Origin of the sequence: Actinoalloteichus sp. GBA129-24 (assembly GCF_001941645.1) — a bacterium.
Taxonomy (GTDB): Bacteria; Actinomycetota; Actinomycetes; order Mycobacteriales; family Pseudonocardiaceae; genus Actinoalloteichus_A; species Actinoalloteichus_A fjordicus.
In genome coordinates, this window is the sequence record NZ_CP016077.1 from 6,990,184 (window position 1) to 7,013,412 (window position 23,229).

The 23,229-nt window shown below is 69.0% G+C and carries 27 protein-coding genes; 10 read left to right on the forward strand and 17 right to left on the reverse strand.

Annotated features, from left to right (window positions below; translation table 11 throughout):
- Nucleotides 1–71 precede the first annotated feature (71 nt).
- Nucleotides 72–1,700 carry a Na+/H+ antiporter gene (locus UA75_RS30070; protein WP_075743097.1) on the forward strand — a complete coding sequence of 543 codons (1,629 nt, stop codon included), beginning with the start codon at nucleotides 72–74 and terminating at the stop codon, nucleotides 1,698–1,700.
- A gap of 147 nt (nucleotides 1,701–1,847) precedes the next feature.
- Here UA75_RS30070 and UA75_RS30075 read toward each other — a convergent pair whose 3' ends face one another.
- A complete protein-coding gene (locus UA75_RS30075) occupies nucleotides 1,848–3,140 on the reverse strand; it encodes an adenylosuccinate synthase (RefSeq protein ID WP_075743098.1) in 1,293 nt (430 codons plus the stop codon).
- A gap of 60 nt (nucleotides 3,141–3,200) precedes the next feature.
- Here UA75_RS30075 and UA75_RS30080 point away from each other — a divergent pair, with 60 nt between their 5' ends.
- Nucleotides 3,201–3,878, forward strand: coding sequence for a hypothetical protein (locus UA75_RS30080; protein WP_075743099.1), 678 nt, complete (start codon nucleotides 3,201–3,203; stop codon nucleotides 3,876–3,878).
- 99 nt (nucleotides 3,879–3,977) lie between these two features.
- On the opposite strand, the gene UA75_RS30085 is transcribed toward UA75_RS30080, so the two are convergent.
- From UA75_RS30085 to UA75_RS30100, 4 genes are all read right to left on the reverse strand, one after another.
- On the reverse strand, nucleotides 3,978–4,373 hold the full coding sequence (locus UA75_RS30085) for a hypothetical protein (protein WP_198042880.1): 396 nt from the start codon (nucleotides 4,371–4,373) through the stop codon (nucleotides 3,978–3,980).
- Complete coding sequence (locus tag UA75_RS30090) at nucleotides 4,373–5,164, reverse strand: hypothetical protein (RefSeq protein WP_075743101.1); 792 nt, start codon at nucleotides 5,162–5,164, stop codon at nucleotides 4,373–4,375. The genes UA75_RS30085 and UA75_RS30090 overlap by 1 nt, the downstream gene beginning before the upstream one ends.
- A gap of 112 nt (nucleotides 5,165–5,276) precedes the next feature.
- A complete protein-coding gene (locus UA75_RS30095) occupies nucleotides 5,277–5,588 on the reverse strand; it encodes a hypothetical protein (protein ID WP_075743102.1) in 312 nt (103 codons plus the stop codon).
- A complete protein-coding gene (locus UA75_RS30100) occupies nucleotides 5,585–5,962 on the reverse strand; it encodes a hypothetical protein (protein ID WP_075743103.1) in 378 nt (125 codons plus the stop codon). The genes UA75_RS30095 and UA75_RS30100 overlap by 4 nt, the downstream gene beginning before the upstream one ends.
- Nucleotides 5,963–6,510: 548 nt before the next feature.
- On the opposite strand from UA75_RS30100, the gene UA75_RS30105 reads away from it, so the two are divergent.
- The 3 genes from UA75_RS30105 (at nucleotide 6,511) to UA75_RS32310 (ending at nucleotide 7,924) form a co-directional block, all read left to right on the forward strand.
- Complete coding sequence (locus tag UA75_RS30105; protein ID WP_075765866.1) at nucleotides 6,511–7,341, forward strand: helix-turn-helix domain-containing protein; 831 nt, start codon at nucleotides 6,511–6,513, stop codon at nucleotides 7,339–7,341.
- Nucleotides 7,342–7,356: 15 nt separating this feature from the next.
- Nucleotides 7,357–7,545 (forward strand): DUF397 domain-containing protein, encoded by a 189-nt coding sequence (locus UA75_RS30110; protein ID WP_075743105.1) that lies wholly within the window; start codon nucleotides 7,357–7,359, stop codon nucleotides 7,543–7,545.
- Between the two features lie 190 nt (nucleotides 7,546–7,735).
- Nucleotides 7,736–7,924: a DUF397 domain-containing protein gene (locus UA75_RS32310; protein ID WP_232237553.1), complete on the forward strand. Its 189-nt coding sequence runs from the start codon at nucleotides 7,736–7,738 to the stop codon at nucleotides 7,922–7,924.
- Between the two features lie 102 nt (nucleotides 7,925–8,026).
- On the opposite strand, the gene UA75_RS30120 is transcribed toward UA75_RS32310, so the two are convergent.
- From UA75_RS30120 to UA75_RS30135, 4 genes are all read right to left on the reverse strand, one after another.
- The gene (locus UA75_RS30120) at nucleotides 8,027–8,374 is read right to left on the reverse strand and encodes a hypothetical protein (RefSeq protein WP_075743106.1); all 348 of its coding nucleotides are present in this window, start codon (nucleotides 8,372–8,374) and stop codon (nucleotides 8,027–8,029) included.
- A 148-nt stretch (nucleotides 8,375–8,522) separates the two neighbouring features.
- Entirely contained in the window at nucleotides 8,523–8,870 is a 348-nt protein-coding gene (locus UA75_RS30125) for a hypothetical protein (protein WP_075743107.1), read from the reverse strand.
- 1 nt (nucleotide 8,871) lies between these two features.
- Nucleotides 8,872–9,600 (reverse strand): hypothetical protein, encoded by a 729-nt coding sequence (locus tag UA75_RS30130; RefSeq protein ID WP_075743108.1) that lies wholly within the window; start codon nucleotides 9,598–9,600, stop codon nucleotides 8,872–8,874.
- 409 nt (nucleotides 9,601–10,009) lie between these two features.
- The gene (locus UA75_RS30135; protein ID WP_075743109.1) at nucleotides 10,010–10,552 is read right to left on the reverse strand and encodes a TetR/AcrR family transcriptional regulator; all 543 of its coding nucleotides are present in this window, start codon (nucleotides 10,550–10,552) and stop codon (nucleotides 10,010–10,012) included.
- 135 nt (nucleotides 10,553–10,687) lie between these two features.
- Here UA75_RS30135 and UA75_RS30140 point away from each other — a divergent pair, with 135 nt between their 5' ends.
- Both UA75_RS30140 and UA75_RS30145 read left to right on the forward strand, forming a co-directional pair.
- A complete protein-coding gene (locus tag UA75_RS30140) occupies nucleotides 10,688–11,902 on the forward strand; it encodes an MFS transporter (protein ID WP_232237554.1) in 1,215 nt (404 codons plus the stop codon).
- 579 nt (nucleotides 11,903–12,481) lie between these two features.
- A complete protein-coding gene (locus tag UA75_RS30145; protein WP_075743110.1) occupies nucleotides 12,482–13,126 on the forward strand; it encodes an HNH endonuclease family protein in 645 nt (214 codons plus the stop codon).
- Between the two features lie 220 nt (nucleotides 13,127–13,346).
- On the opposite strand, the gene UA75_RS30150 is transcribed toward UA75_RS30145, so the two are convergent.
- The 8 genes from UA75_RS30150 to UA75_RS30185 form a co-directional block, all read right to left on the reverse strand.
- On the reverse strand, nucleotides 13,347–13,598 hold the full coding sequence (locus tag UA75_RS30150) for a hypothetical protein (RefSeq protein WP_075743111.1): 252 nt from the start codon (nucleotides 13,596–13,598) through the stop codon (nucleotides 13,347–13,349).
- A 425-nt stretch (nucleotides 13,599–14,023) separates the two neighbouring features.
- Entirely contained in the window at nucleotides 14,024–15,118 is a 1,095-nt protein-coding gene (locus tag UA75_RS30155) for an FUSC family protein (RefSeq protein ID WP_232237555.1), read from the reverse strand.
- 39 nt (nucleotides 15,119–15,157) lie between these two features.
- Nucleotides 15,158–15,778, reverse strand: coding sequence for a hypothetical protein (locus UA75_RS30160; RefSeq protein ID WP_075743112.1), 621 nt, complete (start codon nucleotides 15,776–15,778; stop codon nucleotides 15,158–15,160).
- A gap of 4 nt (nucleotides 15,779–15,782) precedes the next feature.
- Nucleotides 15,783–16,196, reverse strand: coding sequence for a DUF3151 domain-containing protein (locus UA75_RS30165; protein WP_075744385.1), 414 nt, complete (start codon nucleotides 16,194–16,196; stop codon nucleotides 15,783–15,785).
- A gap of 219 nt (nucleotides 16,197–16,415) precedes the next feature.
- Complete coding sequence (gene fbaA / locus UA75_RS30170) at nucleotides 16,416–17,450, reverse strand: class II fructose-bisphosphate aldolase (RefSeq protein ID WP_075743113.1); 1,035 nt, start codon at nucleotides 17,448–17,450, stop codon at nucleotides 16,416–16,418.
- Nucleotides 17,451–17,529: 79 nt separating this feature from the next.
- Nucleotides 17,530–18,483 (reverse strand): DUF998 domain-containing protein, encoded by a 954-nt coding sequence (locus tag UA75_RS30175; RefSeq protein ID WP_198042881.1) that lies wholly within the window; start codon nucleotides 18,481–18,483, stop codon nucleotides 17,530–17,532.
- A 100-nt stretch (nucleotides 18,484–18,583) separates the two neighbouring features.
- Nucleotides 18,584–18,871 carry a YciI family protein gene (locus UA75_RS30180; RefSeq protein WP_075743115.1) on the reverse strand — a complete coding sequence of 96 codons (288 nt, stop codon included), beginning with the start codon at nucleotides 18,869–18,871 and terminating at the stop codon, nucleotides 18,584–18,586.
- 478 nt (nucleotides 18,872–19,349) lie between these two features.
- Nucleotides 19,350–19,607 carry a hypothetical protein gene (locus UA75_RS30185; RefSeq protein ID WP_157434512.1) on the reverse strand — a complete coding sequence of 86 codons (258 nt, stop codon included), beginning with the start codon at nucleotides 19,605–19,607 and terminating at the stop codon, nucleotides 19,350–19,352.
- Nucleotides 19,608–20,094: 487 nt separating this feature from the next.
- Here UA75_RS30185 and UA75_RS30190 point away from each other — a divergent pair, with 487 nt between their 5' ends.
- From UA75_RS30190 to nagA, 3 genes are all read left to right on the forward strand, one after another.
- Nucleotides 20,095–20,694, forward strand: coding sequence for a SigE family RNA polymerase sigma factor (locus tag UA75_RS30190; RefSeq protein WP_075743117.1), 600 nt, complete (start codon nucleotides 20,095–20,097; stop codon nucleotides 20,692–20,694).
- 307 nt (nucleotides 20,695–21,001) lie between these two features.
- Complete coding sequence (locus tag UA75_RS30195) at nucleotides 21,002–21,982, forward strand: ROK family protein (RefSeq protein ID WP_232237556.1); 981 nt, start codon at nucleotides 21,002–21,004, stop codon at nucleotides 21,980–21,982.
- Complete coding sequence (nagA, locus tag UA75_RS30200) at nucleotides 21,979–23,151, forward strand: N-acetylglucosamine-6-phosphate deacetylase (RefSeq protein WP_075743118.1); 1,173 nt, start codon at nucleotides 21,979–21,981, stop codon at nucleotides 23,149–23,151. The genes UA75_RS30195 and nagA overlap by 4 nt, the downstream gene beginning before the upstream one ends.
- Nucleotides 23,152–23,229: the final 78 nt, after the last annotated feature.

The window sequence follows — 23,229 nt, forward strand, 5'->3', positions numbered from 1 at the left end:
AGCCACCCGGCAGGGGCGTCCGTTCCCGTTTACGGTCGATCCGTCGCGGCGTCGAGAGGCGGGGAGCGCACGTGGGTCAGCTGCTCGTGGTGCTCTTCTGCGCCCTGCTGGTGACCGCCTTCGCGAAGAAGAACAACCTGATCGCACCGTTGCTGCTCGTCGCGGTCGGTCTGATCGTGTCCCTCATTCCGGGCCTGTCGGAGTTCGTGATCAACCCGGACCTACTGCTGACAGTCGTGCTCCCGCCCCTGCTGTACACGGCCGCGCTGGACTCCTCGCTGATCAGGCTCAGGGGCAGCGCCCGCCCGATCCTCCAGCTCGGGGTCGTGCTCGTGGTGGTCACGGCCGTCTCCCTCGGGCTCCTCGCGGACCTGTTCATCCAGGACCTGCCCTTGGCTGCGGCGCTCGTGCTCGGCGCGGTCCTGGCCCCACCCGACGCGGTGACCGCAGCCTCCGTCGGCCGCAGGATGCGGCTGCCCCGGCGGCTGATGACCGTGGTGACCGGGGAGAGCCTGATCAACGACGCCGTCGCGCTGACGATCTACCGGATCGCGCTCGCCGCAGCGCTGGGCGCCGCGACGTCGGTCTCCGGTGGATTCCTGATCTTCGCCCAGGCCGTGGTCATCGGGCTGCTCATCGGCATGGCGCTCGCCGTCGGCGTTCGACTGGCCTGGGAACGCATGTCCGGGAGCGACGTGGCGGGCCGGGTCGGCACGGCGATGAGCATCGTGCTGCCGTTCGGTGCCTACGGCCTGGCCGAGGAGTTCCACGGCTCCGGGGTGCTCGCCGTCATCGCCGCCGGGCTGCATATCGGCCACCACTCCCACAAGCTGAGCGCGCGGGAGCGGCTGGAAGTGCAGACGATCTGGCGAGCGGTGAACCTGCTGCTGGAGTGCGTGGTGTTCTCGTTGATCGGTCTGACGCTGCGGACCATCATCGCCTCGGTCCGCGACGAGGGCCGCGACCTGCTCCAACTGGTCGGCGCCTCGTTCCTCCTGCTGGTGGCCGCCATCCTCATCCGGGTGGTCTGGTTGTTCGGCACGACCTACATCCCCGTGATCTCGTCGCTGTTCGGGCCGACCAGCGGCCGACATCGACCACCGTGGCGCCAGGTGCTGGTGCTGTCCTGGACCGGCATGCGCGGCGTCGTCACTCTCGCCGCGGCGGGAGCCGTGCCGCTGACCACGCTGGACGGCAGCCCGTTCCCGGCCAGGGAATCGATCCAGTTCGCCGCCTTCGTGGTCACCGTAGGCACCCTGCTCGTGCATGGGCTCACCCTGCCGTGGCTGATCAGAAGGCTCGGGATGAGCGATCCACAGGAGGACGAACAGGACGCGGTGAGCGAGATCGAGGCACGACGCAGCGCCATGGAGGCCGCCCTGCGCAGACTCGACGTGCTGATCGCCAAGGAGGACTTCCCCAGTGAGGCGGAGGCCGAGAAGGTCGCCCGCAGGCTGCGCACCAGTGTGCGGCTGGCGGGCGACGAGGCCATCCGCCTGCTCGGGCAGAGCGAGTCGGAACGGCGGGAGAACACCCAGCGCCTGTTCACGCGACTTCGACGCGAGCTGATCGATGCCCAGCGGGTCGAGTTGATCAACCAGCGGGACACCGGCCGGATCGACGAGGAGGTGCTGCGCCGGGTGCTGCGGGAACTGGATCTGGAGGAGGCGGCTCTCTCCAACTCGTGGCGCAACCGCTGAACCGACGACGCGCCGCCGGTCGAACTCGACGCGGCCCGCCCGGCGTCGTCGATGATCGCCGCCGAACCCCTGCCGCCCACCGCGCGGCGGGCGGGCGGCCGCCGGGGCACGAACCGGCGGGCGCCGGTCCGTGCCGTCGGGTCGTCGTCAGCCGCCGAGGAGCGAGTGCCGCTGGATGGTCTGCTCCCGGCCCGGTCCGACGCCGATGGCCGAGATCCGGGCGCCGGACAGCTCCTCCAGCCGCTCGACGTAGGCGCGGGCGGCGGCGGGCAGCTCCTCGTACGTCCGGCACTGGGAGATGTCCTCCCACCAGCCGGGCAGCTCCTCGTACACCGGGACGGCGTGGTGGACGTCGGTCTGCGTCATCGGCATGTCGTCGACCCGCGTGCCGTCGACCTCGTAGCCGACGCACACCGGCACCTTCTCCAGCCCGGAGAGCACGTCGAGCTTGGTGAGGAAGAAGTCGGTAATGCCGTTGACCCGCTGCGCGTACCGGGCGATCACCGCGTCGAACCAGCCGGTCCGGCGGGCCCGGCCGGTGGTCACGCCCACCTCGCCGCCGGTCTTGCGGAGCCGCTCGCCCATCTCGTCGTTCAGCTCGGTCGGGAAGGGACCGGAGCCGACGCGCGTGGTGTAGGCCTTCACGATGCCGATCACCGTGCCGATCCGCGTCGGGCCGATGCCCGAGCCGACCGACGCCCCGCCCGAGGTGGGGCTGGAGGAGGTCACGAACGGATACGTGCCGTGATCGACGTCGAGCAGCGTGCCCTGCGAGCCCTCCAGCAGCACCGTCTCGCCGCGCTCCAACGCCTGGTTGAGCAGCAGCCGCGTGTCGGCGATCCGGCTCGCGAAGCGGGCGCCGTACTCCAGCGCGTCGGTCACGACCTCGTCGAGGTCGAGCGCGCGCCGGTTGTAGACCTTGACCAGCACCTGGTTCTTGAACTCCAGGGCCGCCTCCACCTTCTGCCGGAGGATCTTCTCGTCGAGAAGGTCCTGGACCCGGACGCCGACCCTGGCGACCTTGTCCTGGTAGGCGGGGCCGATGCCCCGGCCGGTGGTGCCGATCTTCGCCTTGCCGAGGTAACGCTCGGTCACCCGGTCGATGGCGACGTGATACGGCATGATCAGGTGCGCGTCGGCGGAGATGAGCAGCTTCGAGGTGTCCACTCCGCGACCTTCGAGTCCGGCCAGCTCCTCGAGCAGCACGGCGGGGTCGATGACCACGCCGTTGCCGATCACGTTCGTGATCTGCGGGGTGAGGATGCCGGACGGGATGAGGTGCAGGGCGAAGTCCTGACCATCGGGCAGGACCACGGTGTGCCCGGCGTTGTTACCGCCCTGGTACCGCACCACCCACTGCACACTCCCACCGAGCAAGTCGGTGGCCTTACCCTTGCCCTCGTCGCCCCATTGGGCGCCGATCAGCACGATCGCGGGCATATGGATTCTCCAACCAGCCTGAACGGGCAATGCCGGTGAACGAGGGTAAACCAGGAGCGAATGGTGGCTGTGGTCGCACTGGCCTGCGGAAACAACGAGTTCCCCGGCCTCACTCAGCGTAGCGATATCTCACTGCATCGAGTGAGCCCTGCGCCGGGGAAGACGGAGATCGATCCGCTGCTGACGGACCTTCCCGACGGCAGGCTGCTGGTCCACGGCACCGACGCCGACCTGTCCGCCGTGGTGCTCCGACTGCTGCGCCGTGAACTGCTCGACTCGGTCGCCGTCGGCTACGTGCCCGCCGAGGCGTCCTCGGTGGTGGCCGACCTGTGGGACCTGCCTGCCCGCGACCCCGGCCGCGCCCTGGACCTGGCCTTGGCGGGCGATCCGGACCGGGTCCCGTTGATCCGCGACGACGTCGGCGGCGTGCTGCTGGGCCGGGGCGTCCTCGGGCCGCTGCGCGGGGTCGCCTACTGCGACGACGAGTTGGTGCTGCGCGGCCAGGCGGGCAGGCTCGAGGTCACCCCGGACCCCGGCGCGGGCGAGGGCCTGGTCGTGCGGACCGTCCGCCGCAGCCTGTTCGGCGGCCGAGGCGCCTCGGCGGCAGGCCGCGCGGTGCAGATCGGCTGCCTGCCGACGCGCGTGGTCCGCGACGGCGTCACTCATCCCCGGCCGGTCAACAAGTGGATCTGGTACCGGCACACCGAGGACCTTCGGCTGGTCCGAGGACTGGTCTGAGCCGTCGTCGCAGCGAGACGGACTGCCGACCGGCCACAGCGCCCTCAGCCCCCGTCCAACGGACCCGACGGCACATCGGGGCTGCTCACGGCGTGGAACTCAGCGGCGTAGTCGGTTGAGGAGGGTGACGAGGACCGTTCGGTCTCGGGGTGACAGGGCGTTCGCGGGGAGGCTGTCCGCCGTCGCCGTCCGAAGGGTGTCGATGACCGCTTCGAGGAAGGCGATGCCGAGGTCGGTGAGTGCCAGTCGTTTCTCGTTGCCTCGGCCGGTGACGGTGAGGTAGCCGCGGTCGGCGAGGCGGGTGACGCTGTGGTCGAGGCTGCGGGGTGGGAGGTCGAGTGCGGTGTTGGTGATGGCCTTGCGCATGGGTCGGGGTGCGCGGGCGAGCAGGCGCAGGAGTCGGTAGTCGTAGACGGTGATGCCGTGGTTGTTGCGCAGGGCGTCGGCGGGTTGCACGGTCCAGCGTTGGACGGCGGCGATCAGCGTCTCCCACATCACCCAGGGCTCGGCCGCAACCGTGCGCGCCCCCACCGCGATGTCCAGTGCGACCGGTGGAGTGGGCGGGTCGGCGGCCGTCGGCCGACCGCCGACGAGGGGCGGCGAGGCCGTTCGCGCTGCCGGGGTCGCCGATCCCGTCGAGGACGAGCCGCCGACCCGCGAACCGGGCGAATTCGGGACAAGGCGGGCGGTGTCGGTCGGGCTGGTGTCGGACATTCGTCGTTCGCTCCTCTGGCCGGGTCGGGATGGTGTGTCGTGTCGTTCTCGGGTGCCTCGGCTAGGCAGGCACCCGACCTGCCGAGCAGGCTCGATGACGAGCGCAGCAGGCAGCGGGTGCACGGGACGCCGTCGCCGAACTCGACTCGGTCGACGGGGTCGCCGGGGTGGAACGTCACGCCGCATCGCGCGATGAGGACGGCGGGCAGCACCTCGGCGGCGGCGAGTTCGATGACGTGCACGAGGACGGTGCCGGTTCGGCGGAGGTAGGCCGGTGCCACGGGTTCGCCGTCCTCGACCAGCACCGACGGCGTGTCGACGTCATCGATGACGGCCTGGCAGTCCGCGCAGGCGGCGGTGTGGGTGGCGGGGATGCCCGGCAACACCTCAGCGGGTGGTGGCCCGATGACCACCGAGGTCCCGCACAACGCGGCGACCTGGTCGCCGTCGACCGGGATCGGCTCGCCCGCGAGCACCGGAAGCTGATGGACGTCCAGGAACAATCCCGCCGCCGGCAGCGCGGACTGCTCCAGCAGCAGCGACTCCTCGGCGATCCTCCGTCCGCCGGTCACTACCTACCCCCGGTGATCGCCAGGACATAGGGCCGGATTCGTGCCGCGCGTCGGGACGGCAACGGCCGGCTGAGGGTCAGCCCGCCTCGGCTGCGCGGTCGGCCTGCGGCGGTCATGGCGCTGCCACCGAGACGAGGGTGCGAATGCCGAGCAGGGCCAGGCAGCGCCGACATTCCTGATCGTCGTAATAGCACTGGAGAATCGGCTGCTGGTTGAGCGCCGAGAAGCTCTGTTCCCCGCAGGCGGGCCGGACCAGGGTCGAGCCTGCGCGATGCTCGGTTCGCCCGTGGTGGGTGTCGGCCTGGCGGACCGACCGGACGAACCACTCCACCGGCTCGGCGGTGCGGGCGGCGTCGTGGCCGGCCGGGCGGCCGGCCCGGCGGGGCCGCAGCCTCGTCACCGAGGCGATCCGGACGCCGGTCACGACGCCATCGCCTCGGCCAGCGCGGCCCGCATCGACTCGGCCAGCTCCGGCACCCGTGCCGAGTCCAGCAGCCACCGGCCGAGCAGATCCCGGAAGTCCATGATGGACAGCTCCACGACCTCGGCCGTGTGCAGCACCCGGACCCGCCGATCCTCGCCGTAGTGCATCGCCGCCAGCGAGATGTCCTGGCGGCCGTCCAACGCGGCGAGCAGAATCCGCGCGTCCGAGCGGGTGATCTCCGCCGCCACCTCGGGCCGATCGCCGCGATCACCGGCCACCAGCAGGCAACGCCCCGCCGGGGACACGGACACGAAGGCGGGCTGGCGGACACAGCGGACGATCCACTGCGCGGCCACCGACCGCGCCCCGCTCATCGCCGACCCGCCACAACCTGCATCCGCCACGCCGGGCGAAAACCCGCAGGCACCGACGCCGCCTCCGCCGCACACCGCGCCAGGATCGACACCGCCGACACGGTGCGGGACCGCGCTGGGCGCGGGGTCCGATACCCGCAGACCGTGAGCGGGATGCCTGCGGCGATGAGTGCCAGGGCGAGGGCAACGAGGCCAATCACAGGGCACCGCCCCATCGACGCAATGCTCCGGTGATCGCCACCGTGTCGGCGACGGCAACCGACGGCGAGGGCTGCGAGCGGCTCAAACTGCGGCACCCGTGCTCCGACGCATCCAGTGTCCAATCGCGCCTGCGGCCGGGATCAGGCCATATCGCCCAGAGCGCCGCCGACATGGCGACGACGCCAAGCAAGCCGATGATCAAGAATTGGTTACTCACCGCTAGCCTCCCGCGTGCTGAAAGTCACGGAGTCTGGATTACGTAATCAACAGTCGACTACGTAGTCACGGCATGGCAATCCCCTAATTGGGTGTATCCGTCGAGGCCGCCGCGATCTACGGTGTCGGCCATGACTGGACTCAACAAGTCACCGCGAGCGTTGGCGCTGGGGGCCGCGCTAGCCGATGCGCGCAATGCGTCTGGGCTGACGCAGCGGGGTGCCGCCGAAAAGTTCGGCGTCTCCCAAGCGGTGATTGGGCGCATCGAGGCAGCAGGGAGGACGGTCACCGTCGATGAGACAGCCGTCCTGCTCGGGATCTATGCGACACCAGCCGACGAGCGCGAGCACGTGATCGCACTCGCCCGCGACGTGGGCCGCGAGACGTGGTCGGCAACCGGCGCGAAGTCCCTGCCCCGGAGTCTGGCCGCGCTGGTGAAGTATGAGCAGGACGCTGCGAGCATCACGGAGATAAACCCGCTGGTCATCCCAGGTCTCTTGCAGACGTACGACTATGCCCACGCCATCATGGCCAGTGGGAGGCTGCCAGCCCAGGAGATTCAGACTCGTGTGGCTAACAGGATGGCCAGACAGGAAGTCCTGAGATCACGTCGCCCGCCGAACTACACCGCGATCATCGATGAGTTCGTCCTCATGCGTCCTGCTGGTGCACCAGAAGTAATGCAGCACCAGGCGCTCCGCCTGATCGAGTGGTCGCACCGACCGCATGTGGACATCAGGATCATTCCGAAGACCGTGGGCCTGTATCCATCCCTGGCCGGAGGCTATGTGATCTTCGAGTTCGACAATGGACCACCCGTCGTGCATCTTGAGCACAGAGGGCTAGGGACGTGGCTGCACCAGCAGCGGGACACCGCACCTCAGATCGAGTCACGCTCAGCCCTGCTGGACATCACGCTCGGGCCGGACGAGTCCCGAGCGACGATCCAGGCATACACATGATGGGAGCAGGACAGGATGAACCATCACCTCCGCCACTGGCGGACGTCGACCTACACCGAGACATCCTCGACCTGCGTCGAGATCGGTGAAGCTCCCGGTCTGGTCGGCATCCGAGACACCAAGAACCGGGACGGCGGCACCCTCATCGTCGACCGCCGAGTGTTCGCCGCGTTCGTGGCGTCCGTGAAGGATGCCCACCGCTGAGCGCATACCCACAACCAACACGAGACCACCAGGCCCGGCGGGCAGTGGCCTGACGACAACGTCCCCGCCACCAGCGCACCGGCGGCGGGGACTCTTCATGCCCCGTCAACCTGTCAGCCCCAGACAAAGGGATCGGTTCGGCACACGGTGCCCGGCTGATCGATCACGTCGCAGCAGAGATGGTGGATCAGTGAACACGAGCGTGCCCGTCATCACCGCCTGGCGAGTGTCAACCCATAGTGGAGGCGAGGGGAACTGCGTCGAGATCGGCCAGACTCCCGGCCTGGTGGGCATCCGCGACACGAAGAATCGTGACGGCGGCACCCTCCTCGTCGACCGGGCGGCGTTCATCGCCTTCCTTACGTCGATAACCCGGTGACATCAGGCCACCAGCATGGCGGCGCTCACCCATCGCCCGCCAGCCGTGACGGCACTCGATCCGACGGAGTCCCGATGCCCTCGGAAGTCCTCTTTCCGCAGTTCAGAATACGCATTCCCCCCGCTCCATCGACCCGTTCGCCTGATAGTGCACGGTGATGTCCATGGGCGATTCCCGCTTGATCCGAGCAGCCAGCTCCCGCCCCCGCTCCACCCAAGCACGTTCGATTTCGACGGAGGGGAACCCGGAATCCTGCGGGACGTCGGGATTGTAGTATGACTGGTATTCATCGTCCCAGTCGGTGAGGTCTTTCGTCAGACCATCACTCAATCCGAGGAATTCTTGAGCGCTATCGATGAAATGATTCGTTCCCCGATGCTTCCCCGTCACATAGAAGAATGGGCCTTCTACGAAACCGGCGTGCAAGGACACGTTGAGCACGTCACTCATCTCCTACTAGTCCCCGATCGGGCTCCGCGCTGCTCGCCGACCGGATACACTGTCGTCGTTCAGGCCGCCGGTCCCAACCACGTCAAATATCGCGCCCATCACTCGGCCAATAGAATCTTGCCGTGCTCGGAAGTCATCCTTCCGCAGCTCAGAAAACACAGTCCCCCCGCTCAATGGACCCGTTCGCCTGGTAGTGAACCGTGATGTCCTTGGACGATTCCTGCTTGATTCGCGGGGCCAGCTTCCGACCCCGTTCCACCCAAGCGCGCTTGACCTCGACAGACGGGAATCCGGAATCTTGCGGCACGTCGGGATTGTAGTACGACTGGTATTCGTCATCCCACTCCGTGAGGTCCTTCACAAGATCATCACTCAACCCGAGAAATTCTTGGGCTTCATCAATGAAGTGATTGGTTCCCTCATGCCGTCCTGTCACGTAGAAGAACGGCCCCTCTTCATAACCGGCGTGCAATGACACATCTAGCATGGCGATCACGTCACTTTCTGCGGTGCGGTCGAATTTTGCGCCCTAGTTTTATCGGGTATGCCGTGACGATGTACCCGTTACTTCCGATGACAACCAGCAATCGTCCTTGACAACCATCTATCTCTACGTCGTACACTTCGCCGCTGCGGCCGAGGTATCCAACAGGCTTTCTGGTCTCAACCAACTCAAATATCGTGTCTACCACTCGTTCCGGCGGAATCCCGATGTCATCGAAGTTGCCCTTCCGTTCCGGTCGCATGATATGCGCACGGCCAGATTCATCAATGTCGCCGGTTTCCAGCCACACCAAGTGCCCCTCGAAGTGCCGCCCCATACGTACTACCCGTTCGGGACTGATCTTAGTGCCGGAACGGAGAAGCTCGGCGATCCACTCGCCGTAGCGGCGCTCGACGCTCTCGGGCGGCGTTTCGGCGACCGGTGCCCCGATGGTCGGGACGGTCGCGGTCGGCGTGCTGGACGCGGCGTCGATCCCGTGTCCGGCGATGGTCCAGCAGTAGCCGTCGATGAGGTCCTGGGCTTGGACGAAGAGCGCCCGTGCCGCGCGCACGTCGTCACCGGACGCGGCGGCACAGTGCGCGATCCACTCGACCTCGGGCTGAGTCGATCCGATGGTGGCGGCGGCGAACAGGGCGGCACCCTCGTCGATCGCCGTCTCGGCGTCGGTCGTGGCGCGGTAGGCCTCGGCGAGGAGGGCGTGAGCGCGTCGGAGGGCCGTCACGACGGCAGTAACAGACAAAGGCGACCTTCCGTGACGTGATGTCCGATGGACATCAACGTACCGCGCACAGATCGGCACCGTCAGTGACATTCGAGCTTCTTCGCGGCAACACCGCGCACAGATGACGACGAACCCGAGGAGCAGACGTGTCGGTCACCGCCTACGTGGCGGGCGCACCGTCCGGATGGAGCGCGGCAACGGCGACTCCGGGCTCGGCCACATGCTTCGCCGAGGGGCCTGGCGAGTTCGAGGCTTTGGGTACACGATGAGACCTGATCACCGAGCTGATCTTCGCTGCGTCCGTTCGCGCGCTGCCCTTGTCGTTGCGACAGAAGTCAGAGCTCGGTCGCCGTCGCCTGCAATTACCGTGTCGGCTCATCCACAGTGGACTGAACCGCTGCGGTGGCGTTCACCGGTCCAGGAGCGCCAAGGCCATGGTCTTGGCCTGCCGGGCGGCTCGATCGGATCGTTCATAGAGTTCGGTGACCGCGGCGCCGTCCATCAGGAGCAGGAGCTGCCGGGCCAGGTCCGTGTCGTCGGGGTATCCGGCCTCGGCCAGCAGCAGGCGCAGGTAGTCGGCGACGGCCTCCTTGTGCTGATTGGCCATGGCACGGATCTGGCTGTCCGGTTCGGCGACCTCGGCGATGGCATTGATGAAGGCACAGCCACGGAAGCCAGACGTCTTGGCATGTTCGATCAGCGCGTCGAAGGCCGCGATCGGGGTGCCGCCGAGGGCCGTGGTTCGTTCGGTCAGCCACGTTCGGTAGGCCTGGTCGTAGTTGCTCAGCATGGTCACGACCAGGTCGTCCTTACTGGCGAAGTGACGGTAGAACGAGGCGCGCCCGACTCCGGAGTCGGCGAGCAGCCGCTCCAGGCCAACGGCCTGGATTCCTTCGGCATAGAAGAGCTTCTCCGCAGCGTCCAACAGTCGCTGACGAGCGTTGGTGGCCATCGTTCGACTCCTTCAGGATGCATCCTTGACACAGACGGTACCGATCAGTACCGTCCAAAAACGGCACCGATCGGTACCATTTTAGCAGTGCGGATGGTCGTGTCGACCCACTCCGCGCAGGGAAGGACGCAGCGCATGACGCACCCTCCGCAGGCTCTGAGCGAGCAGACCTCTTCCGGAGGAATGGGACGGGTGGCGGTCCTGGCCCTGGGTGTGTTCGCGGTCGGCACCGGCGAGTTCGTGTTGGCCGGGCTGCTGCCGATGCTGGTCGAGGCATTTGAGATCTCCGTGGCAGGCGCGGGGCAGATCGTGACGGTGTTCGCGCTGACGTGCGCGGTGAGCGCGCCGGTGCTGACCGCGCTGACGGCGGCGTGGCGGCGTCGCACCGTCTTAGTGACGGCGACGGTCATCTATCTACTCGGAGCGGTCGGCACGGCGTTGGCCGGTTCCTACGGTCAGATCCTCGCCGCCCAGATCGTGGCCGCAGCCGGGGTGGGGTTGTTCATCCCGAACGCCTCGGTGACCGCCGCGACCTTGGTCGCGCCGCGCTTGCAGGGCCGGGCGATTGCGCTGGTGGTGACCGGCTTCACCGCCGCGGTGGCTTTCGGTGCTCCGATCGGCACCGCTTTGGGCGGGCTGCTGGACTGGCGGGCGACCATGTGGTTCACCGCCGCCTTGGCGGTCACCGGTCTGGTCGGCGTCTGGGTGCTCGTGCCCAAGCACCTGCACGTTCCCTCGGCCGGTGGGCTTCGTGCGCAACTCCGCCCGCTGGGAGACCGTCGCGTCTTGTTGCTGCTGGTGACGACATTGGTGGCTTTCACAGCAGTATTCGTCCCCTACACCTACATCGGCGTCATCTACGCTCCGGCAACCGGCGGCAGCGGTGTGGCACTGGCGGTGCTGATGCTCACCGGCGGCATCGCCGGTGCGGTCGGCAATCTCGCCGCCGGATTCCTGACCGATCGTCTCGGCGGCGCTCGTGTGGTCGCTGTCGCGCTCAGCTGGTTGACGGCGGGGCTGCTCGTAGTGCCCTTGGCGGTCGGGCATTTCGGCGCCGCGCTCGCGGTCGTCGGGTTCTACGTGGTGGGCGCCTTCGCGATCACCACCCCCCAGCAGCATCGGCTGATCGGCCTACGGCCCGATGCCACCCCGATCGTGATCTCGTTGAACCAGAGCGTGCTGTACCTGGCAATCGCGATGTCCGGGCTCGTCGGAGGCGCCGGAATCGAACTCCTCGGCAGCCGGTATGTCAGCCTCTTGGCCGCCGCTCTCGCGCTGCTCGCCTTGGGAGCGTCCCTCTGCGCGCAGCGCCTGATCCGACCGACGAGCGGGCGGGGCGCCGGAGTGTGAACGAACAATCCGCCACCGGCCGTTCTCATCGGAGCCCGACCGCGCCGAGGCATTCGGCCGATCGCCAGGTGTTCGGGTAGTCGTTTCAAGCCGGGTTCGCGCGGTGGTTCCCTTGCCCGATGATCCGATCCCTGAGCACCAGGCACTCCAGCAGGGAATGGACAGCCAACTACAAACTAACTTTAGTTTTGCGCTACCCGACACCCGGAAACTATCAAAAAACTTGCCTTGGGCGGCTACCTGAGGCGTACTCCACGGCTCGGGACCGATCTTCGTGCCGGTGCGGAGCGGTTCGGTGATCGACGCGCAGTAGCGGCGCTCGGCGCCCCCGAGCCCCGCGTCGGCACCCGAGCAGCCCCACCGGAGCCGGGCGGCGAGGTTCCCAGGGTCCTCGACGGTGCGCTCGACATCGACGCTGCCCGGCAGGCGACCGCCGCGAGATCCGGCGCGTCGGCTGCCTGCCACCCCGGCACGACTCTTCCGCGCGCGGTGATCCGTTGTTCATTCACGGGTCTTGCCAGATCAATGTGGACAGGTAACGGTGGACGGGTCTTCCCACGACGGGGATAGGAGCGCCCGATGACGTCTCGCCGTTCGACCCGGTTACGCAGGCTGAGCCTGCTCGCCCTACTGACCTCTCTGCTGTCGCTTGCCCTACAGGGGCCCGCCTCCGCCGCACCGCCGGGAATCCCGAGCGAGGCGACCGCCCGCAGTCAGCTCGCCTCGCTGACCGTGGCCCCGGAAGGCTCGATGGACGGTTACTCCCGCGATCTGTTCCCCCACTGGAATGCCGTGGAGGGCAACTGCAACACCCGCGAGATGGTGCTGCGGCGCGACGGTGACAACGTGCAGGTGGGCAACGACTGCTACCCGACCTCCGGCAGCTGGTACAGCGAGTTCGACGGCCAGACGCGGACCGTGCCCTCGGAGATCAGCATCGATCACGTCGTGCCGCTGGCCGCCGCGTGGCGGTCCGGGGCGTCCTCCTGGAGCGCCTCCCGCCGGACCGCCTTCGCCAACGACCTCACCAACCCGCAGCTGATCGCCGTCACCGGCAGCGTGAACAGCTCGAAGGGCGACCAGACGCCCGACGAGTGGGTCCCGCCGCGCACCGCCTATCACTGCACCTACGCCCGGATCTGGATCGGCAGCAAGCACGCCTGGGATCTGACGGTGACCTCCAGCGAGCGCTCCGCACTCACCGGTCTGCTCGACACCTGCTGAGTTCGACCTGCTGAGCACGTTGGGGCCGGGCCACGCGATGCCGTCGCGGGCCCGGCCCACCTCCTCGGACAGGTCGGGATCAGCATCGGCAGGGGTCCCGGCACGAAGTCGCCCGACCTCGCGGGAGACGTCCGGAGGGCACCGCAGTCGTCGGCACCCCGGCACCACGCTCCCGTCGGCTTCGCCCGCGAGGCCGGGCGCATCGGCGGAATCGGCCGGATCAGCCCTCGGGCCGATTCAACACGCCGACGAGGGACTGATGCAGGGCCTGGTGATCGCGGGCATCGTGCAGCGTGCAGCCGGCCGCCGAGAGGGCGTACAACTCGTCGGCGCCCAGGTAGCGCACGGAGACCCGTACCTGACCGTTCTCGTCACACGAGGTGCAGAGTTCCAGCTCGCCGGTGATCACGCCGACCTCGTCGGTCATCACGCCGCCCCGAGCCACCGTGATCTTCGTGCACAGTTCCGCCATGGGAGTCTCCTCCGCTGCCCGACGTCTCGTCCGTCTCGCACGGCCGCGCGGGACGTCGAACGCCACGGTAGCCGTCCGAGGCGGCTCATGAGCCCATCGCTCGCAGCCGTGCCCTGGCGTGTCGTCGGCGGGCGTGCACCGAGGACTACGGCCGCGGAACGTCGTCGCCCCGCTGCGTGGCCCGGTCGGAAAGGGGCAGGCGGCCGGAGACGGGCGCGACGACGCTCCTGGGCATCAGCCCGAGATCCGGCGTCCTCATCGGCCCGGCGTCCTGCTCAGGCCCGACGGCGGCCGGTCGCGAACGCCGGATCGCCGCTCTCAGTCATCGCGGTCCGAAAGCCCGCTCCGGCGCCGAGCCTGCACCGGCGACAGGCCCACTGCCGCCGCAGGCCCGCACCGCTGCTGCTCCGAACCCGCCCGCAAGGTCACTCGTCAGTGCGGCCACTGCGCAGCGGCGGCAGCACCGCCACCGCCTCGTCGCGGCTGAGACCCCCTGCCTGCAACAGGTCCACCGAGATCGACCGCAACTGGGCGATGACGACCCGCATGGAGAAGCCGCTCGCGCCGATGAGATCGGCCGCCGACAGCCGGGCGACCGCCCGAGTGGCGGCCCTGGCCTGGACGGGGTCCCGGCCCGCCGACAACTCGTCTCGGAGCAGGACGACGGCGCCCGCGAGCTGTTCGAGGAGGATGGGCAGCCGTTCCGGCACCCGTTCGCCGTCGCGCAGCGCGGCCTGAGCGCGCCGCGCCAGCACCCTGGTGTTGCGCAGCGCGTGATCCAGCCGCACTGCGGCCTTCTGGTACCGATCGAGGTCCGCGCGACGTCGCCAGCGCAGCGGCGAGATCTTCGCGATCTCGGTACCCGCCGCGAGCGCGGTGGTGAACTCCTCGACGGTGTCCTGGGCGTCCCGCGCGCTGGACAGCACGGCGCCCGCCCGTGCCGGATCGCCGATGGACACCGCCACCGCCGTGGCGCGCAGCGCGTCGGCGAGCACGCCGAGGACCACCCGGCCCTTCTGGTGGACGACGGCCAGCGGATTGGCGGGGAGCAGCGCCGCGACCGCCAGGCCCACCAGCCCGCCCACCAGCGCGTCGATGAAGCGGTCGAAGCCGCCGACGGCGCCGGGGGGCAGCAGAGTGGCGATCAGCACGGCGGAGGAGCCCGCCTGCATGGCGATGACCGTCCCACTGTCGAGCAGCACGGCCACCGACATCGCCAGCGCGACGACCAACGCGATCTGCCAGGTTCCGGAACCGATCACCGAGATCAGCAGGTCGCCGACGAGGATGCCGACGCTGACCCCGACGACCAGTTCGGCCGACCGGCGCAGCCGCTCGCCCAGCGACACGCCCAGGCTGATCACCGCCGCGATGGGGGCGAAGAACGGCCGTTCGTGTCCGATGACGTGGAAGGCGATGAACCAGGCGATCCCCGCCGCGATGGAGCACTGCAACACGGGGATCAGGTTGCGCAGCAGTCTGCGCAACCGCCGTGTCGCCTCCACACTCACCCGGTCCACGGGTCGATTGTCCGCCCCCTGGCAAGATCCGCAGGACGACTAGCCGCCGGAACGCGGGTGACGCGCGCTGCGTCGGGCCCCCGCTCGTCTGACGAGGACGGCCGCGCAGGCCGTCAGTGCAACCGCTCCCCCTGCGGCGATCAGCACCGACGAGGTCGGAGTCGGGGGGCGGGGCGGCGGAACGGCGTCCCCGGCCCGGCGCCGGAGTTCGAGCACCAGGCTCTCCTCGCCCATCCGCATCGCCCAGTCGTGGTTGGCCTCGAAGACCGGCTTCAGCCAGCTCGGGCTGCTCCGTAACAGGGGCTTGTCCGCACGGATCTTCCAGGTGAAGTCCACCTGGGTCTTCTCGTCGCCGAGCTCGACCAGCCGCCACACGCCTCGGCCGACGAAGTCGCCGGTGGCGGTGAAGGAGCAGCCGTGCTCGGCGACCGACTCGACGTGGAGCTGCCACCGCAGGGTGTAGGGCAGCCTGCCGGTGGTGAACAGCTCATAGGACGAGCCGACCCCGCCGTCCTCGGCGCGCCGCAGCGTCTGGACGTCCAGATAGACCGACGGCCACCATCGAGACAGGTCGGCCGGGTCGAAGAGGGTGTCCGCCACCTCCCCGACCGGCGCCGGGATCAGCCAGCGGGTGTGGAAGTCATAGGAGCTGTCCGCCATCGACTCAGGCCAGTCCGACGGCGGCGGGCGCCTTCGGGTCGGAGTCCGCGAGGAACGTCAGGCAGCGCTGGTGCTCGTCGTCCTCGCCGATCGCGCCCGCGGCCCTGGCCAGTGCGGCGAGGCACCGGAGGAAGCCCTGATTGGGTCGGTGCTCCCACGGCACCGGTCCGTGTCCCTTCCAGCCTGCTCGGCGCAGCGCGTCGAGGCCCCGGTGGTAGCCGGTGCGCGCGTATGCGTAAGCGGCCACCGACTCGTCGGCGGCCAGTGCCGCCTCGGCCAGCGCGGCCCAGGCCTCGCTGAAGGTCGGGTGCTGCGCGGCCACCGTCGCGGGGTCGGTGCCTGCGTCCAACTCCTGCTGCGGCCCCGGCAGGTCGGGCAGCAGGGTGGGCTCCGGGCCGAGCAGGTTCGCGTGGGTCATGACCTCATTCTGCCAACGGTCGCCTCGGCGTCCCTCGGTCGCCTCCGTCACCGGCTCGACGCCGGGCGGACGCCGCACAACGTCCCGCTCGACACCACCGAGGATCAGCGGCGTTCCCGCCTCGGTCGGCAGGTCCCCGACCGAACACGCGAGCGGGGGCGCCTCGGCCTGTTTCGCCGAGACGCCCCCGTCAAAAGCCTTGCGTCGATGCGGTGCGGGTCAGCCCGCGAGCATGCGGCCTGCGGACCGCAGGTTCTCGCACGCGTGCGCCACCCGAGCCGCCATGCCCTGCTCGGCGGCCTTGAGGTAGCTGCGCGGGTCGTAGACCTTCTTGTTCCCGACCTCGCCGTCGATCTTCAGCACGCCGTCGTAGTTGGCGAACATGTGGCTGACGATCGGACGGGTGAAGGCGTACTGCGTGTCGGTGTCGATGTTCATCTTCACCACGCCGTAGCTCAGCGACTCGTGGATCTCCGAGAGCAGCGAGCCGGAGCCGCCGTGGAAGACCAGGTCGAACGGCTTCGAGCCCGCGGGCAGGCCGAGCTTCTCGGAGACGACGTCCTGGCCCTGCTTGAGGATCTCCGGACGCAGCTTCACGTTGCCCGGCTTGTAGACGCCGTGCACGTTGCCGAAGGTCGCCGCGAGCAGGTAGCGGCCTCGGTCGCCGCTGCCCAGTGCGTCGAGCGTCTTGAGGTAGTCCTCCGGCGAGGTGTACAGCTTGTCGTTGATCTCGTTGTCGACGCCGTCCTCTTCGCCGCCGACGACGCCGACCTCGATCTCCAGGACGATCTTGGCCTTCGCCGAGAGGGCGAGCAGGTCGGCGGCGATCTCCAGGTTCTCGTCGACCGGCACCGCGGAGCCGTCCCACATGTGCGACTGGAACAGCGGGTTCTCGCCCCGGTCGACGCGCTCCTGGCTGATCGCCAGCAGCGGCCGGACGAAGCCGTCCAGCTTGTCCTTGGGGCAGTGGTCGGTGTGCAACGCGATGTTCACCGGATACTTCGCGGCGACGACGTGAGCGAACTCGGCCAGGGCCGTGGCACCGGTGACCATGTCCTTGACCTTGGTGCCGGAGGCGAACTCCGCGCCGCCGGTCGACACCTGGATGATGCCGTCGCTCTCGGCTTCCGCGAGTCCGCGCAATGCCGCGTTGAGGGTCTCGGACGAGGTGACGTTGATGGCCGGGTAGGCGAACTCGTTCGCCTTGGCCCGGTCAAGCATCTCCGCGTAGACCTCGGGGGTTGCGATGGGCATCGGTCTTCCTCCTGTGGTGCCCGGCGCAGCGTGTCCGCGCTGATGGCTGTCGTTCGGCTACCCGGTGAGCATCCTACGATCAGACCCGCTCGCGGTCTCCTGCCGGCTGAGGATCATCCGCCCCCGTCGCGACCAGCAACTCCTCCCGAGTGGATCGATCCAGCGCGATCCGCTCGATCTCCTGGCCCTCCGCAGCAGGCACGCCCGACCCCGCTCCGGCCGCCGCACCTGCGGTGACGGCGCCGACGAGGCTCGGCTCGGGCTTCACCGCGTCGGACGCGGCGAGGAACTCGGGACCCGGCTCCGGCGCCCGCGCGGCCGTCACGAAGGCGGCGGGCACCCGACGCGCCTGGGTCAGGTAGATCAGCCTGCCGATCCAGAGCACCAGCATCGCGACCTGGGTACCGAGCATGGTGCGCTCGACGAAGCCTCGGACGAGGAAGTCGGCGAAGAGCTGTGCGCCCCACAGCCGGGGCGTGACGATCGGCATCGAGGCGAGCAGGAAGACGATGAACTGGACGAAGGTCAGACCCCCGAGCACTCGGGTCCAGCCCGCGACCGGCCGCCAGATCGCATGGTCGCGGAAGCGCTCCGACATGATCAGCCCGGCGACGGCCAGGCTCAGGAACGCGATGCAGGCGGAGAGCCGATGCGTCCAGCCGGAGAAGGTGAGTGCCGCGTCGGGCAGGTCGGCCGGGAAGAACGCGCAGAGGACGAGGCCGACGCCCCAGAGGCCGACCAGCACCGGCAGCAGCCTGCCGTCGAGCGCGCCGCTGCCGCGCAGCAGCGGCAGCAGCACGAGCGAGCCGAGGCCCAGCGTGACCATGCTGATCGGGATCAGCGACGCGCCGCCCTCGACGTAGACGAGTTCGCTGAGCGTCTGACTGACGGCGTCGAAACCGTCGCCGAAGCCGACGTGCATCGCGGTGAAGGCGATGGCGGAGAGCAGGATTCCCAGTAAGGAGAGCCCGGCCACCGCTCGCACGGCAGGAGCCGGCCAATGATCAGTGTCGGCCACAGTCGCGTCACGCATGCCGACGATTGTTGACGCTGTGACCATCGGTCGGCTCAGGGATTGTCCTGATTCGAGCCCTGACTCGCCGCTCCCTCGGCGCGTCGACAACGACACGCCGTCAGGTAGCCGTTAACCACGCCCCGATCAGCGGGGTCCACTCCCTGATGATCACCTCGGCGACCACTTCGGCGGGCCAGTAGGGGTCCTCGTGCAGCAGTCGCTGCAGCTCGTTCTCGTCTGCCACGTCGTACACGAGCAGCGCGCCGGTGTCGTCCGCCCAAGGGCCCGCTACGAGCAGCGAACCCTTCTCCGCGAGCGTGGTGAGGTAGTCCCGATGCGCCGGGCGGACGCCGAGCCGCCGCTCGGTGTCCGAGGTGAAGACGAGCTGGACTGCGAATCTGGCCATGCCGTTGTCTCTCCCGCGATGTCGACAGCGTGTCCTGACGGGAGTCGACGCTACCGCCGCTCGGCAGGCCCGCCGTCGCTGCGTCGGCGGTGCGAGGCCGCGCGGGCAGGCCGGAACCGAGGGCCTCCGCAGCCGACGCAGACCGAGGATCTGGGGCGTGCCGAGCCTGCCGCCGGAAACGGTCCGAGAATGGCGAGCCGCCAGAGACGACGGCACCCGGCGGGGCAGCCTGACGCGGGTGCGCGACCAGCGGAGAAAATGTCGATCAATCGCCGCCGGAGACCCGACGGCAGCCGAGAAGCAGTAATTCGATCAACCGGATCGAGCCGCCGGAGACCACTTGGAACGCGGCAGTCGTTCGGCATCGAATTGATCAGAAGAAAATGATCAGAAGGCCGACCTGCCGGCATAAAAAAATGATCTCGATGAATCGAGGTGCTGATTCATCGAGATCATTTTCAGCGCGCCATGAGATCGATCAGAAGTCGATCGAGGCGAACGCGAAGTCGCCACCCTCGAACTCGAAGCCGGTCTTGAAGTCGACCTTGACCTCGAGGTCGCTGTAGACCTTGTAGGTGTTCCACTCGCCGACGTCGAGGCGGAACTCCTGTCCCTTGCCCTTGTCGTCGTGGCCCTTGTCGTACTCGCCCGCCATGGCGGGGGTCGCGGCAAGAACGGGGGCCACCACGATGGCGCCTGCAATGAGCGTCTTGGCGAGCATCTTACGAATCTGCACGGTCTGACCTCCGTATTGATTTTCTCCGACCGGCTGGTCCCGAATCCCAACCGAGCACAATGTTGACCCCGCGCCGGTACCGCCGCCACACCACCCATGCCAGTTAGCTCCACGAGGTGAATCTGACTCGGAGTTGCGCGAATTCACCGAAATGGCAGGATGAGCCGACTCGAATAAATGATCTCGACCGCCGATCGGCAAACTCCAGGTCATCAGCGGCCAGACTCCGTCGCGGCAGCCGCCTGCGACGCGACGGCCGGGACCTCGACGCGGTGCTACCGCGCAGTAGTGACCCGAAAGAGACCCTTTCGGCGTGCCGAACCCGCCGTCGTGCGGCCCCGAAAGGGCCGAGATCCTGTTGACAGCATCCACACCATGTGTCCATTCGGTCACGGGGAGCTGACGAAGGTGTGACGAAGTCCGGCAGTCCTGGGCACGAGCTCGCACTGCCTACGACGGGGAGCGGCCTCCTGGGTACCTTGCTCGAGTGGCGGCGGACAGATTCCACCCAGGCGTCGGCGATGGCAGGAACAACCCGGTCGAACGGACGTTCGGCCATCTCAGAACGCTCGACTCGCCCTTGCCACGCTCCGGGGAACAGCAGCCGCTGACGCTCGAAGATCTCTACCGACAGCACCGGATGCGCATGGTGCGCCTGGCGATCCTGCTGGTCGACGACATCTCCACCGCGGAGGACGTGGTCCAGGAGGCCTTCACCGGCCTGCATCGCAACTGGTCCGGGCTGCGAGACGCCACCGCGGCAGTGGGCTACCTGCGCACCGCCGTGGTCAACGGCAGCCGCTCGGTGCTGCGCAGGCGTAAGACCGCCCGGGAGTACACACCGCCCCACAACCCGAACGCCCGCTCCGCCGAGTCGCTGGCCATGCTGACCGCCGAACATCAGACCGTGGTGCGCGCACTCGCCCAGCTTCCGCCGAGACAGCGCGAGGTACTGGTGCTGCGCTACTACGGAGACCTCTCCGAGGCCGAGATCGCCGAGGCGACCGGCATCTCCCGAGGCACCGTGAAGTCCACCGCGTCCCGCGCGCTGGACGCCCTCCAGGCGATCATCCGTTCCGGGCGCTGAGCCCGGCGGCACGGGGTCCCCATCGGTCGGGGCCCGGCCGTCGACCTGAGCAGACCTCGTCGGCGGCCGAGCGGGGCGATCCGGACATCGCGCCTGCTCACAGGGCAGATCACCCGGTCCGCCGACGGCGGGGAATCGTGAGGACGGCGCGCGGACACCGGGTCTGATCCGGCTCACCCGCCGTTCCCTGCGGTGTGCTCGACCGCCGAATCCGACGGGAGGCGACATCCTGCCGATTCGGTGACGAACCCAGATCTTTCGTGGGTTGTATAGACCAATGTGGGGTACGTGCCGCAGGATCCTCCTCGTGGGCATCACCCGTGAGGACACCCGTCAGGTGGTCGCCGTCGACGTCGGCGGCACCGACATCAAGGCCGCGCTCGTCTCCGTCGGCCCCGAGAGCGCCGTCGCGCTCCTCCGTCGACGACGACGCACGCCACGCGCCGCGATCGACGAGAACGCCCCGGACGACGCCAGGGCCGCCGCCGGGGCTCGGACGGCCGAACTCGTCATCGAGGCGGTGAGCGAGCTGATCGACGAGCTGCGTGCCGAGGCCGACGGCCCGGTCCACGCGGCGGGCGTCGCGGTGCCCGGCATCGTCGACGAGGATCGCGGCGTCGCGGTCTACTCGGCGAATCTCGGCTGGCAAGACGCGCCGCTGCGCGAGCTGCTGCGGGCCAGGACCGATCTCCCGGTCGCCTTCGGTCACGACATTCGCGCGAGCGGCCTGGCCGAGGTCCGGCTCGGCGCGGCCCGAGGCTGTCGCGACGCGGTGGTCCTGCCGATCGGCACCGGCATCGCGGCGGCGCTGCTCGTCGACGGCAGGATGCTGCGCGGCGGCGGCTTCGCCGGGGAGATCGGCCACGTCGACATCGGCCACCACGAACGCTGCACCTGCGGAGCCGTCGGCTGCGTCGAAGCGGTGGCGTCCTCCGCCGCCCTGACCCGCCGCTACGCCGAGCGGGTCGGACGGCCGGTGTCCGGCGCCGCCGAGGTGGCCGTCCAGGTCGAGGCGGGCGATCCCGCGGCCGTCGAAGTGTGGAACGACGCGCTGGACGGGCTGGCCAGGGGGATTCTGCTGCTCGTCACGCTGCTCGCCCCGGAGGTGATCGTGCTGGGCGGCGGCCTCGCGTTGTCGGGCGACCTGCTCGTCGCCCCGCTGCGCGAGAGACTCACCGCGTTGATCTCGTTCCAGCGCGTCCCCGTGCTTCGCACCGCCGAGCTCGGGGACGAGGCGGGATGCCTCGGCGCGGCACTGTTGGCAGCAGGCATTCAGGAGGACCGATGACTCAGGCTCACACCACCGCCCCCCGCACCGAGGTCGACCTGGTGCTGTCCGGCGGTCGCGTCGTCACCGCCGAGGGAGTGCTCGACGACGGCTGGGTGGCCATCGCGGCCGGGCGACTGGTCGAGGTCGGGCAGGGTGTCGCGCCCTCGGCGGCGCGCACCGAGGCCGTGGACGGCGCCTGGGTGGTGCCGGGTTTCGTCGACATCCACTGCCACGGCGGCGGAGGCGAGTCCTTCAGCGGCGGCTCTGCGGAGCGGGTCGAGACGGCGATCCGCACGCACCGCGCCAGGGGCACCACCACGATGCTCGGCAGCCTCGTCTCGGCCTCGGTGCCCGAGCTGGCCCGACAGGTCGGCAGTCTCGCCGAGCTGGTCGAGGACGACCTGCTCGCGGGCATCCATCTGGAAGGCCCCTTCCTGTCCGCCGCCCGCTGCGGAGCGCACGCGCCGGAGCTGCTGCTGCCGCCCGACCGCGACGCGGTGGCCCGGCTGCTGACGGCCGGGCGCGGGTCGGTGCGCATGGTGACGCTGGCGCCCGAACTGGACGGCGCCGTCCGAGCGGTCGGCCAGCTCGTCGACGGCGGTGCGATCGCGGCGCTCGGACACACCGATGCGGTCGAGGAGCAGGTGCTGCCCGCCGTCGCCGCAGGCGCCACCGTCGCCACTCACCTGTTCAATGCGATGCGCCCGCTGCACCATCGCGAGCCGGGGCCGATCGGAGCGCTGCTCGACGACGAGCGGGTCACCGTGGAGCTGATCTGCGATCTGGTGCACCTGCATCCCACCACCGTGCGGCTGGCCGCCCGGCACGCAGGGCCTGCACGGACGGTGCTGGTCACCGATGCGATCTCCGCCACGGGAATGGGCGACGGCCAGTACGAGCTGGGCGGCCTGCGAGTGACCGTCACCGACGGGGTGCCGCTGCTGGACGGCGGCACGCTGGCGGGGAGCAGCCTCACCATGGACGTCGCGTTTCGCAACCTGGTGGAGGTCTGCGGCCTGACCGTCGAGGAGGCGGTCGCCGCGGCCTCGGCGCGGCCCGCCGCCGTGCTCGGCATGGACAAGGAGATCGGGCAGATCGCCCCCGGTCACCGGGCGGACCTGGTGGTCCTTGACGAGCAGCTGCACGTTCGGAACGTGCTGCGTCGCGGTGAGGTGGTCGAACGCTGAGTCGCGTCGGCGTCCGGCACCGGTCGGGCGCCGGCCCGGGTCGAGACACCGCCGGATCGCCGGACGGCGAGCGTCGGC

Coding starts and splice junctions, on each gene's coding strand:
- UA75_RS30075 (WP_075743098.1), bottom strand. CDS start 3,140: ATGCCCGCGATCGTGCTGATCGGCGCCCAATGGGGCGACGAGGGCAAG.
- UA75_RS30080 (WP_075743099.1), top strand. CDS start 3,201: ATGGTGGCTGTGGTCGCACTGGCCTGCGGAAACAACGAGTTCCCCGGC.
- UA75_RS30085 (WP_198042880.1), bottom strand. CDS start 4,373: ATGTGGGAGACGCTGATCGCCGCCGTCCAACGCTGGACCGTGCAACCC.
- UA75_RS30100 (WP_075743103.1), bottom strand. CDS start 5,962: ATGAGCGGGGCGCGGTCGGTGGCCGCGCAGTGGATCGTCCGCTGTGTC.
- UA75_RS30105 (WP_075765866.1), top strand. CDS start 6,511: ATGACTGGACTCAACAAGTCACCGCGAGCGTTGGCGCTGGGGGCCGCG.
- UA75_RS30110 (WP_075743105.1), top strand. CDS start 7,357: ATGAACCATCACCTCCGCCACTGGCGGACGTCGACCTACACCGAGACA.
- UA75_RS30120 (WP_075743106.1), bottom strand. CDS start 8,374: ATGAGTGACGTGCTCAACGTGTCCTTGCACGCCGGTTTCGTAGAAGGC.
- UA75_RS30135 (WP_075743109.1), bottom strand. CDS start 10,552: ATGGCCACCAACGCTCGTCAGCGACTGTTGGACGCTGCGGAGAAGCTC.
- UA75_RS30140 (WP_232237554.1), top strand. CDS start 10,688: ATGACGCACCCTCCGCAGGCTCTGAGCGAGCAGACCTCTTCCGGAGGA.
- UA75_RS30145 (WP_075743110.1), top strand. CDS start 12,482: ATGACGTCTCGCCGTTCGACCCGGTTACGCAGGCTGAGCCTGCTCGCC.
- UA75_RS30150 (WP_075743111.1), bottom strand. CDS start 13,598: ATGGCGGAACTGTGCACGAAGATCACGGTGGCTCGGGGCGGCGTGATG.
- UA75_RS30160 (WP_075743112.1), bottom strand. CDS start 15,778: ATGGCGGACAGCTCCTATGACTTCCACACCCGCTGGCTGATCCCGGCG.
- UA75_RS30165 (WP_075744385.1), bottom strand. CDS start 16,196: ATGACCCACGCGAACCTGCTCGGCCCGGAGCCCACCCTGCTGCCCGAC.
- fbaA (WP_075743113.1), bottom strand. CDS start 17,450: ATGCCCATCGCAACCCCCGAGGTCTACGCGGAGATGCTTGACCGGGCC.
- UA75_RS30175 (WP_198042881.1), bottom strand. CDS start 18,483: ATGCGTGACGCGACTGTGGCCGACACTGATCATTGGCCGGCTCCTGCC.
- UA75_RS30180 (WP_075743115.1), bottom strand. CDS start 18,871: ATGGCCAGATTCGCAGTCCAGCTCGTCTTCACCTCGGACACCGAGCGG.
- nagA (WP_075743118.1), top strand. CDS start 21,979: ATGACTCAGGCTCACACCACCGCCCCCCGCACCGAGGTCGACCTGGTG.